General features: G+C 71.8%; 13 protein-coding genes. 6 read left to right on the top strand and 7 right to left on the bottom strand.

Translation table 11 applies throughout. The features are described 5' to 3' along the window. Positions 1 to 231: 231 nt before the first annotated feature. Positions 232 to 2,718 (bottom strand): aminopeptidase N, encoded by a 2,487-nt coding sequence (gene pepN, locus AB3X52_RS19065; RefSeq protein ID WP_367995690.1) that lies wholly within the window; start codon positions 2,716 to 2,718, stop codon positions 232 to 234. A gap of 143 nt (positions 2,719 to 2,861) precedes the next feature. Between pepN and AB3X52_RS19060 the strand changes: the two genes are divergently transcribed. Together AB3X52_RS19060 and AB3X52_RS19055 are read left to right on the top strand one after the other, a co-directional pair. Continuing rightward, complete coding sequence (locus AB3X52_RS19060; RefSeq protein ID WP_367995689.1) at positions 2,862 to 4,667, top strand: hypothetical protein; 1,806 nt, start codon at positions 2,862 to 2,864, stop codon at positions 4,665 to 4,667. A 68-nt stretch (positions 4,668 to 4,735) separates the two neighbouring features. After that, positions 4,736 to 5,242, top strand: a complete 507-nt coding sequence (locus tag AB3X52_RS19055; protein ID WP_367995688.1) for an OsmC family protein — start codon at positions 4,736 to 4,738, stop codon at positions 5,240 to 5,242. Between the two features lies 1 nt (position 5,243). On the opposite strand, the gene AB3X52_RS19050 is transcribed toward AB3X52_RS19055, so the two are convergent. Both AB3X52_RS19050 and AB3X52_RS19045 read right to left on the bottom strand, forming a co-directional pair. Next, positions 5,244 to 6,221, bottom strand: a complete 978-nt coding sequence (locus AB3X52_RS19050) for an S-adenosylmethionine:tRNA ribosyltransferase-isomerase (protein ID WP_367995687.1) — start codon at positions 6,219 to 6,221, stop codon at positions 5,244 to 5,246. Between the two features lie 118 nt (positions 6,222 to 6,339). Then, complete coding sequence (locus tag AB3X52_RS19045) at positions 6,340 to 7,071, bottom strand: SDR family NAD(P)-dependent oxidoreductase (protein WP_367995686.1); 732 nt, start codon at positions 7,069 to 7,071, stop codon at positions 6,340 to 6,342. 60 nt (positions 7,072 to 7,131) lie between these two features. Between AB3X52_RS19045 and soxR the strand changes: the two genes are divergently transcribed. Continuing rightward, positions 7,132 to 7,617 carry a redox-sensitive transcriptional activator SoxR gene (gene soxR / locus AB3X52_RS19040; RefSeq protein ID WP_367995685.1) on the top strand — a complete coding sequence of 162 codons (486 nt, stop codon included), beginning with the start codon at positions 7,132 to 7,134 and terminating at the stop codon, positions 7,615 to 7,617. On the opposite strand, the gene AB3X52_RS19035 is transcribed toward soxR, so the two are convergent. Beyond that, positions 7,618 to 8,319 carry a peptidylprolyl isomerase gene (locus tag AB3X52_RS19035; RefSeq protein WP_367995684.1) on the bottom strand — a complete coding sequence of 234 codons (702 nt, stop codon included), beginning with the start codon at positions 8,317 to 8,319 and terminating at the stop codon, positions 7,618 to 7,620. Positions 8,320 to 8,400: 81 nt separating this feature from the next. Here AB3X52_RS19035 and AB3X52_RS19030 point away from each other — a divergent pair, with 81 nt between their 5' ends. Genes AB3X52_RS19030 through AB3X52_RS19020 form a run of 3 tightly spaced genes read left to right on the top strand, consistent with a single transcriptional unit; the run spans position 8,401 to position 9,909 of the window. Beyond that, positions 8,401 to 8,604: a hypothetical protein gene (locus AB3X52_RS19030; RefSeq protein WP_367995683.1), complete on the top strand. Its 204-nt coding sequence runs from the start codon at positions 8,401 to 8,403 to the stop codon at positions 8,602 to 8,604. Positions 8,605 to 8,614: 10 nt separating this feature from the next. Then, positions 8,615 to 9,490, top strand: coding sequence for an LLM class F420-dependent oxidoreductase (locus tag AB3X52_RS19025; RefSeq protein WP_367995682.1), 876 nt, complete (start codon positions 8,615 to 8,617; stop codon positions 9,488 to 9,490). 17 nt (positions 9,491 to 9,507) lie between these two features. After that, entirely contained in the window at positions 9,508 to 9,909 is a 402-nt protein-coding gene (locus AB3X52_RS19020) for an MmcQ/YjbR family DNA-binding protein (RefSeq protein ID WP_367995681.1), read from the top strand. Between the two features lie 458 nt (positions 9,910 to 10,367). Here the strand turns inward: AB3X52_RS19020 and AB3X52_RS19015 are convergent, their stop codons facing one another. The 3 genes from AB3X52_RS19015 to purU form a co-directional block, all read right to left on the bottom strand. Continuing rightward, a complete protein-coding gene (locus AB3X52_RS19015; RefSeq protein ID WP_367995680.1) occupies positions 10,368 to 10,649 on the bottom strand; it encodes a Fe-S cluster assembly protein HesB in 282 nt (93 codons plus the stop codon). A 95-nt stretch (positions 10,650 to 10,744) separates the two neighbouring features. Further along, on the bottom strand, positions 10,745 to 11,857 hold the full coding sequence (locus AB3X52_RS19010; RefSeq protein WP_367995679.1) for an NDMA-dependent alcohol dehydrogenase: 1,113 nt from the start codon (positions 11,855 to 11,857) through the stop codon (positions 10,745 to 10,747). A 74-nt stretch (positions 11,858 to 11,931) separates the two neighbouring features. After that, the gene (purU, locus tag AB3X52_RS19005; RefSeq protein ID WP_367995678.1) at positions 11,932 to 12,816 is read right to left on the bottom strand and encodes a formyltetrahydrofolate deformylase; all 885 of its coding nucleotides are present in this window, start codon (positions 12,814 to 12,816) and stop codon (positions 11,932 to 11,934) included. Between the last annotated feature and the right edge of the window lie 66 nt (positions 12,817 to 12,882).

The raw sequence follows: 12,882 nt of genomic DNA, 5'->3' as shown, positions 1-12,882 counted from the left end.
CGCGTCGGCGTCCTTGGTCGAGCTGCCGCCGCAGGCGACCAGGGTCGGCACGAGGAGGACGGGGATCAGCGCAGCAGCAGGGCGACGGAGTCGTCGAAGCACAGGTATGGGCCTTCTGGTTGAGAGCATGGTCCTGCCACCGTAACCATCGACCCTGTCAACGGCCTGTGCCCCGCCTCGTCAGTGCCTCCGGCGGGAGGGGGCACCCGGGCCCTGACAGGACCCGACGGGTCACGACGTAGGCACCGGGTAGGCCCGGCTGACCGCCAGTCGGCGGGCGAGGTCGTCGGCACAGTCGATGAGCCTGCGCCGCAGGGCCGGGTCGACGGCCTCGTCCGCGACCAGCGCCCGGGCGCGCGCGAGTGTCTCGTCGCGCAGCGACGTCATCGGGAAGAACGCCTCCGCGGCGTCGGCGAGGACCCACCCGGCACGGACGTCGACCGTTGCGGGCAGTTCGTTGAAGTAGCGGTCGACGTACGGCGCCGTCAGCGCCTCCTGACCGGCACGCCACATCCCCGCGCCGGCCGCGGTCACCTCGTAGTTGGGCAGGTCGGTCTCCCCGGTGAAGACCGACCAGGCGTAGGCCTTGGCCTCGGCGTCGGGGAGCGCACACCGGGCGCGGGTCAGCTGGACCCGGGCGTCGGCGGCGGGTTCTTCGTCGAACGCCGCCTCCAGCTCGCCCCGGTCGACGGCGCCGAGCTCGGCGAGCCGGTTGAGCAGCCGCCACCGCAGGGCGAGGTCGAGGTCGATCCCGGTCGGCGTCTCGGCGAGCCAGTCGCGCAGGGTCTCCGGCTCCGAGGCCGTCGAGATCGCCGCGCGGAAGGCCGCGAGCTGGAGCTCCGACCCGGGTTCGAGCGCGCCCAGCTTGTCGAGGGCGGCGCGGTGGAGGCGCGCGAGCGAGTCGACCGGCGCGAGCGGGACCGCCCAGCTGAGCAGCCAGGCGCGGGTGCGCCGGGGACCGTCCTCGGCGTCCTCCACCGGCAGACTCGCGACCGCGACGTCCACGACGTCGGCGGGGGAGACGGCCGCGTTGTGGAGCGCGCTGCGGAGGTTGTTCCACACCCCGGCGCGCAGGCCCGGGTCCGTGACGTCCGGCAGCAGCGTCGTGAGCGCCCGCACCGTGCCGGCGTCGGGCTGGAGGAGCGCCCAGGTGTCGTCGTACGGGTCGAGGACGACGGCGTCGCCCTCCGGCGCGTACGGCGTGGTCGCGCCGTCGACGGTGAGCGACTCGGTCCGCCAGCCGCTCGAGTCGTGCACCGCCACGCGGAAGGTGTGCGTGCGCTCGGCCGGGTACGCCGCCGGCGCCTCGCGGCGGACGACACCCGCGCTCCGGTCGAGCGTGATCGTGTCCGGGCCTGCGGTCCGCAGCCAGCTCGTGGTGAACTCGCGCAGGTCGCCGGCACCCGCGCGCTCCCAGCTCGCGAACAGGTCGTGCATCGTGGCGTTGCCGAAGCGGTGCCGCGTGAAGTGGTCGATGACTCCGGCGAAGAACACCTCGTCACCGAGCGACGCGTTGAGCTGCCGCAGGACCGCCGAGCCCTTGGCATAGGAGATGCCGTCGAAGTTCTGCAGCGCCGAGGCCGCGTCGGGGGCACCGTTCCCGGCGACGGGGTGTGTCGAGGGCCGCTGGTCGGCGACGAGCCCCCACTGGCGGCGGGCGTAGGAGTTGTCGGCCCACGCGTCGGCGTACTCCGTGACGTCGGCGGTCACCCGGTTGCCCATGTACTCCGCGAAGGACTCGTTGAGCCACAGGTCGTCCCACCACACCGGCGTCACCAGGTTGCCGAACCACTGGTGCGCCATCTCGTGGGCCACCGTCGTGGCGCGGTTGATCCGCTGCCCGCGCGTCACGCGCGAGGTGAAGACCAGCGGGTCGCGGAAGGTCACGCAGCCCGGGTTCTCCATCGCGCCCGCGTTGAACTCCGGCACGAACGCCTGGTGGTAGCTGCCGAAGGGATAGCGGATCCCGAACAGCCGGTGGAACTCGTCGAACGACTGCCGCGTGAGCGTCAGGAGCTCCTCGGCGTCCCGGTCGAGGTGGGCGGCGAGGCTGGCGCGGGCGGAGAGCCCGAGCGGGATGACCCCGTCGTCGACGTGGTGCTCGGCGGTCACCACGTGGTAGGGCCCGGCCACGAGCGTGACGAAGTACGTCGACAGCGGCGGCGTCTGCCGGAACTCCCACCGCGCTGCACCGCGCGCGTCGGTCTCCACCCGCTCGCCGGGCGCGTTGCCGACCACGACCCAGTCTGCGGGCGCCACCACGTGGAAGGTGTAGGGCGCCTTGAGGTCCGGCTGGTCGAAGCACGCGAAGATGCTCGGCGCGGCCTCCATGAACGACATGCCGTAGACATAGTGCCGACCGTCGGCCGGGTCGACCGAGCGGTGCAGCCCCTCGCCGTCGTTGCGGAACCGCATCGTGGCCTCGACGACCAGCTCGTTGTCCCCCGCGACGGTCTCGAGCGGGACCCGTCCGCGCACGAGGGCGTCCGGTCCGAGCTCGTGCCCGTTGAGCCGGATGCTGGCGACCGCGACGGGCTTGAGGTCGACGAACGTGGGACCGCCCTCCGAGCGGAACCGGATCGTCGTCACCGAGCCGAACGTCGACTCGCTCGCCGCGAGATCGAGCCGGACGTCGTACGACGCCACCTCGATCAGGCGGCGGCGGGACTCCGCCTCGGCGCGGGTCAGGCTCTGGCTCGGGCTCGTCGCGGCGGTCACGAGCAAAGGCTAGTGCCCCGCCGGAGGGACGTACGGTGCGCGCGGCATCGGGTTCCTGTGTTCTGCAACCCCGGAGGGGAAGCGAACGTCATACTCCGCATCGCGTGACCGTCACGCGAGTGAGGATCCAGGGAGCGAAACCCATGAGCCGCACCACCACGTCCCTTGCCGCCGGTTCCCGGCGGCGGCCTCTTCTCGGGCTCGCGTCAGCAGCGGTCCTGACCCTCGGGCTCGTGCCCGCGGGTCTTGCCCTGCCGGACGCCGCCCGGGCCGACAGCCCGTCCGCCGCGGCGGACTGTCCTACCGCCTTCCCGCAGGCCAGTGTGGCCAAGGGGGAGACCGTCAACGGGCTCACCGTCTCCGACGGGACGACCCCCACGTCGTTCACCGGCTCGGTCATCGGCGTGCTCGACGACGGCATCCAGCCGGGCACCGACATGATCCTGATGGACCTCCACTCCGACGCGATCGACAAGGTCGGCGGCATCTGGGAGGGCATGTCCGGTTCGCCGGTCTACGACGATGCCACCGGCGAGCTCATCGGAGCGGTCGCCTACGGGCTGTCGTCGGGGCCGTCGACGATCGCGGGCATCACGCCGTATGCGTCGATGACGAAGTACCTGCCCGGCGGCGCAACGCCGGCGACGTCATCGGCGGCGCCGAAGAAGGTCACCGTCGACAACCGGGCCCTCACCAAGCGCATCGCCAAGGCGGCCGACGTGCCGGCCGACGAGGCCGGGAGCTTCACCCGCCTCGGCCTGCCCTCGGTGAAGGGGGCGGCTGCCTCGCGCGGCAGGTCCGTGCGCGCGAGGACGAAGGCGGAGCACGCGTTCGCGGCGCACTTCCTCTCCACCGCGAAGATGGGCTCGGCGAAGGCCACCGCGACGGGCCCCGGCCCCGAGACGCTGGTGCCGGGAGGCAACGTGGCGGCGGCGCTCGTGTGGGGTGACGTGACGGAGGCCGGCATCGGCACCATCACCGCGGTGTGCCGCGGCGGACTCGTCGCCTTCGGGCACCCGATGACCGCGGCAGGGACGACGACGATGGCGCTGATGACGGCCGACGCGGTCGTGGTGCAGGAGGACCCGGTCGCGCCGTTCAAGCTGGCCAATCTGGGTCAGGTGGCCGGGACGATCTCGAAGGACGGGTTCACCGGCATCGGCGGTCCGGTCGGCTCCAAGCCGGCGACCGCGACCTTCTCGGCGTCCTCGACGTATGGCAAGGAGACCCACGCCGGGCGCAGCTACGCGTCCGTGGCCGACTACTTCGCGGACGGCGCCTTCGGGGAGACGACGGTCATGAACGACGCGGCACTCGACGGGGTGAAGAAGGGCGGCGCGCTGGTGACCTACACCGTCAAGGGGCGGGCCGGTGGGAAGGCGTTCACCCTGACGCACACCGACCGGTACGCGTCCTCGGCCGACATCTCCTACGACTCCAGCTGGGACATCGGGGACCTCACCTACGCGCTGAGCACGATGCGCGGGGTCACGCTCACCTCGGTGACGACCCGCTCGGCCCTCAACGACGTCAGCCAGACCCGCGAGGTGACGGCGGTCCAGCAGAAGCGCAGCGGGAGATGGGTCAAGGTCACCGCGAAGGCCCCGGTCTCGGTCGCCGCAGGAAAGAGGGCCAGCCTGCGCTTCGTCCTGCACGGCGCCACCGGCACGCGCTACGTCACGACGAGCGTCTGGGCGCCCTGGCGGCTGAAGGGCTCGAAGGGGACGCTGCGCGCCCTCGGCGGTGGCGAGACGTACGCCGACATCTACGACGCGACCAGCCTCGCTCAGGTCAAGAAGGCGCTGGCCGGCAAGACCCGCAGCGATGCCGTCAAGGTCTCGGTCACCGTCAAGCACGCGGGTGTCGACCCGTTGAAGAAGACCCTGACGCTCGGCCCGGTCGACACGGTCCTCTACGGCGCGGTCGGGGTGCCCTTCGTGGTCCGCTGACGGTCCCCGGCCCGCACGACGGCCGGTCCTCATGACCGACGGGGCGGGGCCTCTGGCACGCTGGGACCATGTCCACCACCGGGTCCAGCATCGAGAACCAGGGGCCCCGCCCCACCACCGCCCCCACGCTCGTCGACCTGACGAAGGTCGGCGAGCACCGCTTCAAGGCGATCAACGCTCGCGGCGGGGTCGTGCCGATCGGCCACGGGGACGACCCCGACTTCACGCCGGTCGAGCTGCTCCTTGCGGCCCTCGCGGGCTGCGGTGCCCTCGACGTCGACTTCATCACCGGCAAGCGGTCGGAGTTCGCAAGCTTCGACGCTCGTGCGCAGGGGACGAAGGTGCGCGACGAGAACGGCAACCACGTGGTCGGCATCTCGGTCACCTTCGACGTGACGTTCCCCGAAGGGGACGCCGGCGACGCCGCCCGCGAGATGCTGCCGCGCGCGATCGAGAAGAGCCAGACCCGGCTCTGCACGGTGGGCCGGACCGTCACGCTCGGCGAGCCCGTCTCCTACCGGCCCGGCAGCCTCGCGCCCGTCGACGACCCCGCCGAGGCGCCGACCGCTGGGTGAGTCAGGGAAGCAGCAGGGCGGAGTCGCCGAACTCGTGCCAGAGATAGCCCGCGGCGACGGCGGCGTCGTACGCCTGCTGGGTGAGCTCGGGCCCGGCGACCGCCTCGACGAGGAGCAGGTGGGAGGCCTGCGGGTCGTGCCAGCCGGTGACGAGCCCGTCGACGACGTACGGCGGCTGCTCGGGTGTCACGACGCGGCCGGTCCAGCCGCGCGCGGCCCGTACGGTGTAGCCGCGCCGACCGCGGCGGGAGACCGCCGACTCGAGCGCGCGGGTCACGGTCGTCCCGACGGCCACGACGCGTCCACCGGCGAGCTTGGTGTCACGGACGAGGCGGGCGGTCGCCGCCGTGACCTCGAACCACTCGGGCGGCGGTGCCTCGCCCGCCTCCTGGGAGGAGACGCCGGTGTGGAGGGTCACGGGGGCGATCTGCACCCCGCGGGCGACCAGCCGTGTGACGAGCTCGGGCGTGAACGGTCGCCCCGCGGAGGGCATCTCGGCGCTGCCGGCGCGGAGACCGAAGACGGTCTGGTAGGCCTCGAGCGGATAGCGCCGGTCGAGGTAGCCGTAGGCAATCGGGCGTGCCTCGGTGGCGAGGGCCAGCGCGACGTCGCCGGTCATCGCGGCCCGCCACAGCCGGTTCCCGCGACCGGTCGGCGAGGAGCGCTCACGAGGGTGAGGAGCGGTGAGTGTGAGCCGCAGCGTGCCGGTCGGCGTGACGACGACATCGCCCTCGCCGGCGTCGAGCACAGGCCTGGCGGCGTCCGGTGCCGTCCGGAGCTCGACGGCCCAGCCGCGGTCGCGCAGACGCTGCGCCAGATGGAGGACGACCGGGCCACGCCCGACGAGCCGGGCGTCGAGCTCGCGCGCCTCGGTGGCCGAGTCGTTGACGACCAGCAGGTCGCCGCGCTCAAGGTGGTCCGGGAGGTCGCGGAACCGGGCGTGGCGCAGCCGGCCCGGCCGACCGACGAGCATCCTCACCTCGTCGCGTGCATAGCCGCGCCACTCCGCGGGCGCCGGGGCCGTGCTGCTGGAGGGAGCGGGAAGGCGGTGGTCGGGTGCTCGGCGAGCACGGCCGTCAGGGCGTCGGCGGGCGCGGTCATCGGGTCGCCTCCGCGAGCAGCGCGGCGAGGCGGTAGCGGCCGGACGGCCGGCCGCTGCGCACCAGCGTGAGCAGGTCGGGCACGACCGTCTCCGGGAGCGGGCGGTCGGAGATGTCCTCGCCGGGGAACGCCCGTTGGTGCATCGCGGTCCGCAGGTCGCCGGGGTCGACGGCGTACCCGGTCAGGTCGTTCTCGACGGCCAGGGTGAGGACGAGGTGGTCGAGCGCGGCCTTGCTGGCGGCGTACGCACCCCACCGCGGGTAGTGCTCGACCGCGGCGTCGCTGGAGATGCCGACCAGCGTGCCGTGCGAGGCGCGCAGCCGGGGGAGGAGCCGCTGGGTGAGCTCGAGCGGCACGAGCAGGTTGACGGCGATCACCTCCCGCAGCGCCGGGAGTACGACGTCGGCCAGCTCGCTCATGGGGCCGAGCTCGCTCGCGTTGTGGATGAGCAGGTCCAGCCGGCCGAGGTCGTCCACCGCCTCCGCCAGATGCGCCTGGTGGCGGGCGGAGCGCACGTCGCCGGCGATCGCGGTGACGTGGGGGAGACCCGCGGTGGCGGCGACGAGCGTGGGGGCGGTGCGGGCGTCGGTGACCACGTGCCAGCCGTCGTCGGCGAGCGCGCGGACGAGGGCGTTCCCGAGGCCGGCGGAGCCGCCGGTGACGACGGCGACGGGCCGCGGGCTGGTTGCCTCGGCCGGGGAGGGATGGGTTGTGTCGAGAGGTGTCATGCGCCTAGCCTTCAAGTTAAAGCGAACTTGAGGTCAAGGGCCAGGACGGAGGAGATTCCGATGGATGCGCGCGACCGGCTTGCCATTGGCGAGGTGACTCGACGCAGCGGGTTCGCCGCGAGTGCGCTGCGCTACTACGAGAGCCAGGGGCTCATCACGGCAGAGCGCTCGGCCGGGGGCCGGCGTACCTTCCCCCGGAGCGTGCTGCGACGGCTCGCCTTCATCCGCGCGGCGAGCAACGTGGGGCTCAGCCTGGAGGAGATCCGCGACGAGCTCGCGTGCCTCCCCGCCGAGCGCACCCCGACCAAGGCGGACTGGCATCGGATGTCGCGCCACTGGCGCTCGCGCCTCGACGAGCAGATCGCCGCGCTGGAGCGGCTGCGCGACGGGCTCGACAGCTGCATCGGCTGCGGCTGCCTCTCGCTCAAGCACTGTGGCATCGCCAACCCGGGCGACAGCGCCGCAACGCGGGGGGAGGGCGCGACCTACCTTCCCCGGCTGCTGCGGCGAGAGCCACCGCGCCGGGGAAGTGTCGTCAGCGGGTGATCAGCGCACCGTGACCTTGGTGAAGGTCACCGGGATGATGGGGCGGCCGGTGCCGTCGCCCCACGCGCCGTCGTTCCCTGCCTTGCCGACCTTGGCGAGTGCCTTGACCGCGGCCTGGTCGAGGGTGCCGAAGACGGTGTACTTCGGCGACAGCTGCGTGTCGCCGAAGACCATGAAGAACTGGCTGCCGCCGCTGTTCGGCTGGGAGGCCCGCGCCATGGCGAGGGTGCCGGCGGGGTAGGTCTCGGAGCCGTCGTACTCGTCGAGGATCGAGTAGCCCGGACCACCGGTGCCGGTGCCGGTCGGGTCGCCGCACTGGAGCAGCTCGAACCCGGTCGCGTCGCCGAGACGGTGGCAGGAGGTGCCGTCGTAGAAGCCCTGATCGGCCAGCGAGACGAAGGAGTTGACCGTGCACGGGGCCTTCGTCGCATCGAGCGTCAGGTGGAGCGCGCCCACGGAGCTCGTGATCGTGGCCCTGACCTTGCCGTTCTCGGAGGGTGTCGACGGCGGCGGGTCGACCTTCTTCGAGGCGCCGGCTGGGTCGGCGGGGTAGGAGCACCGCCCCGCGCCGCTCGGCGAGCTCGAGGAGCCGGCCGGGGCGTTGTCGGCGGCGGCCGAGGCGGACGTGCCGTGCGAGCCGCAGCCGGCGAGGGTGAGCAGGAGCGCGGCACCGGCCGCGATCGTGAGGGCGCGGGTGAGCATGCGCCGCATGGTAGGGCAGCCTGCCGCGGGGTGGTTGAAGGGCTTGCGTTGGAGCGCGCTCGAAGTCCTAGCGTGAGGACCATGGACCTCGGACTGCACCACTTCACGTTCACCCATCCCGAGGGCCGGCCCCTCGAGGACACCGACGCGTTCCTTGCCGACATGGAGGAGTACGCCGCGCTCGGGATCTCCCTGGTGGCGCTGATGCCGCCGCAGTACGTTGATCCGGTGCCGTGGGCGACACAGGTCGTCGGCGACGTACTCCCTCGCTTGACGCAGATCTGAGGAGACCACGATGGACCTGGGCATCCACTACGCCACCTTCTCCCACGCCGGCTGGCAGTCCGAGCTCGCCGACAAGCTGGTCGCGACCGCGAAGGTCGCCGACCAGGGCGGGGTCGACCTGCTGACGGTCATGGACCACTGGTTCCAGATGGAGGTCCGGGGCGGGCCGCCGGAGCCGATGCTCGAGGGCTACACGACCCTGGGCGCGCTGTCGCAGGTGACCGAGAACGTCCGTCTCAGCATGCTCGTCACCGGGGTGACCTACCGCCACCCGGGCCTGCTCGCGAAGACGGTCACGACCCTCGACGTGCTCTCCCACGGGCGCGCGATCCTCGGGATCGGCGCCGCCTGGTACGACCGGGAGCACGCCGGGCTCGGCGTGCCGTTCCCGCCGCTCAAGGAGCGCTTCGAGCGACTGGAGGAGGCGATCCGGATCTGCCAGCAGATGTGGAGCGACGACAACGGCCCGTTCGAGGGAACCCACTACCAGCTGGCGGAGACCGTCAACGTCCCGCCACCGGTGCGCGGCTCGATCCCGATCCTGATCGGCGGTGGTGGGGAGCGGAAGACGCTGCGGCTGGTCGCGCAGTACGCCGACGCCTGTCACCTCTTCGCCCGTGAGGGCGTCGACGCCGTCGCCCACAAGCTCGACGTGCTCCGCAAGCACTGCGACGACGTCGGCCGCGACTACGACAGCATCGAGAAGACGCTCGGGGGGATGGGCGGTGGCGACCCCGTCGCCGACCCGGACGGCTTCCTCGCCCAGGCCGAGGAGTACGCCAAGCTCGGCTTCACGCTCTTCACCCTCACTCCGCCGGGCGACGACCCGGTCGGCTGGACCGAGCAGGTGTGCGACACGGTCCTGCCGCGCCTCAAGCAGCTCTGAGCGGGACACGCGGACCGATGGCCACCCTTGACGACGTACGCCGCCTCGCCGAGTCCCTGCCCGAGGTGACGTCGAAGCTCTCCTGGGGTCACGAGATGTGGCGGGTGCGGGACAAGAGCTTCGTGTGGGAGCGACCCCTGCGCAAGACCGACCTCGCCGCGCTCGGCGACGCGGCGCCCGAGGGGGAGATCCTCGGCGTACGCGTCGCCGACGAGGGGGAGAAGCAGGCGCTCATCGCCTCCGAGCCCGATATCTACTTCACGATCCCCCACTTCGACGGGTACCCGGCGGTCCTGGTCCGTCTGGCAGCGGTCGAGGAGGACGAGCTCGAGGAGATCGTCACGGAGGCGTGGCTGCTGCGCGCGCCGAAGCGGCTCGCCCAGCAGTTCCTGGCCGAGCGCGAGCTCGGGCAGGCCTGAGCGCCGGTCCGGCGTCGCTTCGCCGGAGTCTCGTCCGCGCCGTCGGTCGAGGGATCGGCGGCGCGTCCGACGGGGTACCTCGTGAGAATCACCTGGTGAGGGAGTAGCCAGGGATCTGGAGGGACGTCATGGATGACGTGACCAGGCACGGGGAAGGCCCCTTGCCGCACGACCCGTCGTGTCCGCGATGTGGTCATCCGCTGCACACCTACCTGCCGTGCGGCGGCAGGTGCGACTGCCCGCCGACCACCCTGCCGGCGACGGTTCGGCCGCCGGGGATGGACGACGACCTCAAAGCGTGCTGAGGTCAGCGCCGAGGACGAGCCGAGGGCATGGGCCGCCAGCACGAGCCGGACAGCACGACAGCGGGCCTGGGCGCGCTCGCCGAGGCCCGCGACGAGACGACGACGCGCAGGAGCCGTCGTGGCTCCTGCGCGTCGCTGCGGTTCAGACGAAGGTCAGGCCTGCTGGCCGATCGCGAACTCGACCTTCCCCTCCTGGGTGAGGTTGGCGTCGAGCACCTTGTCGTCGAGGAGCGTCGCGGCCGTCTCATCGAGGTAGACCGTGGCGCCCTGCTGCTCCACCACCTGGTCGCCCGGCTGGGCCGAGGTCGCCGTGGTCACGGCCAGCCCCGGCTCCGGGGAGTCGGAGGTGATCCGCAGGGCCGTGCCCTCGGGCGCGTCGGGCTGGTGGGTCAGGTTGGTGATGATCGTTGTGGCGTTCTCGGTGAGAGTGAGCATGCGTTCCGGTGTCCCGTACGGGGGAGGGCATGCGGGTCACCCACGGAAAATCTCCGACCGAGCGGCGGCCGGCGACACGGTGGTGAGCAACAGCCTCAGTCGAAGAGGAGCACCCCGCGGACGTTGCGGTGCTGGCGCATGTCCTCGTAGCCGTCGTTGATCTGGTCGAGCGTGTAGGTGCGGGTGACGAGCTCGTCGAGGAGCAGGTCGCCGCGCTGGTAGAGCTCGAGCAGGCGCGGGATGTCGTAGCGCGGGTTCGCGTTGCCGAACAGACACCCGGTGAGGGTCTTCCGCCAGGCCGTCACCTCGAACATCGGCAGCGTCACGTTGGTGTCCGTGACGGGCCCGAGCGAGGTCATCGCCACGGTCCCGAGCTTGCCGACCAACGAGATCGCGTCGCCGACGATCGTGCCGTCGACGACGCCGACCGTGATGATCGCCGAGCTCGCCATCTGGCCCCGGGTCAGGTCCGCGACCAGGGCGCGGGCCTCGTCGGCGTTCGCGGCGGTGTGGGTCGCGCCGAAGCGCTTGGCCTGCTCGCGGTTGAACTCCGAAGGGTCGACCGCGACGATCGTGGAGGCGCCGGCGATCCGGGCTCCCTGGACCGCGTTGCTGCCGACGCCGCCGACGCCCAGGACGACGACGGTCTGGCCGGCGCCGACCTTGGCGCCGTACACCGCCGTGCCCCAGCCGGTCGTCACGCCGCAGCCCACGAGCGCCGCCTTGTCGAGCGGGATGCTCTCGTCGATCTTCACGACCGAGTCCTGGTTGACGAGCGTGTACGGCGAGAACGTGCCGACCATGCACATGAGCCGAGCGTCCTGCCCGCGGACGTGGTGGCGCGCCGTTCCGTCCTGCTGGAGCCCGACCTGCATGCCGGCACCCTTGTCGCAGAGGTTCTGGTTGCCCGTCGCGCACGAGGGGCACCGGCCACAGGCCGGGATGAAGCTGAGGACGACGTGGTCGCCGGGGGCGAGCCCGGTGACGTTCGGCCCGACCTGCTCGACGACGCCGGCGCCCTCGTGGCCGCCGATGATCGGGAAGGCCTCCATCGGGAGGTCCCCGACCCGGACGTGCTCGTCGGAGTGGCACAGCCCGGAGGCCGCCAGCTTGACGAGCACCTCGTCACCGCGCGGCTCGTCGAGCTCCAGCTCCTCGACCTGCCAGTCCCCGCCGTACTCCCAGAGCACGGCTGCCTGTGTCTTCATCCCGGCCTCCTTGGCGGATTCGGCGCCCCTCGGCGCTCACCTACGTGAAACCCTTGGTGCGCGAAGCCACGCCGCTACTTGAAGACGACCGTGCGCTTCCCGCCGATGATGACCCGGCTCTCGGTGTGCCAGCGGACGGCGCGGGCGAGCGCGATGCACTCGTTGTCGCGGCCGACCTGGGTCACCTGCTCGGCGGTCATCGTGTGGTCGATACGGGCGACCTCCTGCTCGATGATCGGGCCCTCGTCGAGGTCCGCGGTCACGTAGTGGGCCGTGGCGCCGACGAGCTTGACGCCGCGGTCGCGAGCCTGGTGGTAGGGCCGGGCACCCTTGAACGCCGGGAGCATCGAGTGGTGGATGTTGATGGCCCGGCCCTCGAGCTGGCGGCACAGGTCGTCGGAGAGGATCTGCATGTAGCGGGCCAGGACGACCAGGTCGACGTCGTACTTCTCGACCAGCTCGAGGAGCTCGGCCTCGGCGGCCGGCTTCGTCTCGGCGGTCACGGGGACGTGGAAGTACGGCACGTCGTAGCTCTCGACGAGGTGCTGCATGTCGGGGTGGTTCGAGACGACGGCGGCGATCTCGACGTTCAGCCAGCCGCTCTGGGCGCGGAAGAGCAGGTCGTCGAGGCAGTGGCCGTACTTGCTGACCATGATGAGCACGCGCTGCTTGGCGCTGAGCTCACGCAGGTCCCACATCATGCCGAACTCGGCGCCGATCGACTCGAACTCGCGGCGGAGGCCGTCGACGTCGAGGATCCCGCCGTCGTTGGCGTGGAACTGCACCCGCTGGAAGAAGAGTCCCGACGTCCGCGATCCGAACTGCTGGCTCTCGACGATGTTGCAGTCGTGGTCCAGGAGGAACTTCGAGATCGCGTAGACGATGCCGAGGCGGTCCTCGCACGAGAAGCGCAGGACATACTCGGGGGTGGGCTCTACGGGCCCGGCGGTGGTGCTCATCGGTGACCTTTCATCGGACAACGGCGGGCGCGTCACGCGCCCGCCGGAAGCGGGGGTACGGCGGAC

The organism is Nocardioides eburneus (assembly GCF_040838215.1).
GTDB lineage: Bacteria > Actinomycetota > Actinomycetes > Propionibacteriales > Nocardioidaceae > Nocardioides > Nocardioides eburneus.
Note: the sequence above shows the minus strand (reverse complement) of the source record. Positions and strands in the feature narration are given on the sequence as shown.

What these genes read in the sequence shown, in the direction of transcription:
- AB3X52_RS19060 (WP_367995689.1), top strand. Translation starts at nt 2,862, where the DNA reads ATGAGCCGCACCACCACGTCCCTTGCCGCCGGTTCCCGGCGGCGGCCT.
- AB3X52_RS19010 (WP_367995679.1), bottom strand. Translation starts at nt 11,857, where the DNA reads ATGAAGACACAGGCAGCCGTGCTCTGGGAGTACGGCGGGGACTGGCAG.
- AB3X52_RS19020 (WP_367995681.1), top strand. Translation starts at nt 9,508, where the DNA reads ATGGCCACCCTTGACGACGTACGCCGCCTCGCCGAGTCCCTGCCCGAG.
- AB3X52_RS19015 (WP_367995680.1), bottom strand. Translation starts at nt 10,649, where the DNA reads ATGCTCACTCTCACCGAGAACGCCACAACGATCATCACCAACCTGACC.
- AB3X52_RS19045 (WP_367995686.1), bottom strand. Translation starts at nt 7,071, where the DNA reads ATGACACCTCTCGACACAACCCATCCCTCCCCGGCCGAGGCAACCAGC.
- AB3X52_RS19025 (WP_367995682.1), top strand. Translation starts at nt 8,615, where the DNA reads ATGGACCTGGGCATCCACTACGCCACCTTCTCCCACGCCGGCTGGCAG.
- soxR (WP_367995685.1), top strand. Translation starts at nt 7,132, where the DNA reads ATGGATGCGCGCGACCGGCTTGCCATTGGCGAGGTGACTCGACGCAGC.
- AB3X52_RS19035 (WP_367995684.1), bottom strand. Translation starts at nt 8,319, where the DNA reads ATGCTCACCCGCGCCCTCACGATCGCGGCCGGTGCCGCGCTCCTGCTC.
- AB3X52_RS19030 (WP_367995683.1), top strand. Translation starts at nt 8,401, where the DNA reads ATGGACCTCGGACTGCACCACTTCACGTTCACCCATCCCGAGGGCCGG.
- purU (WP_367995678.1), bottom strand. Translation starts at nt 12,816, where the DNA reads ATGAGCACCACCGCCGGGCCCGTAGAGCCCACCCCCGAGTATGTCCTG.
- AB3X52_RS19055 (WP_367995688.1), top strand. Translation starts at nt 4,736, where the DNA reads ATGTCCACCACCGGGTCCAGCATCGAGAACCAGGGGCCCCGCCCCACC.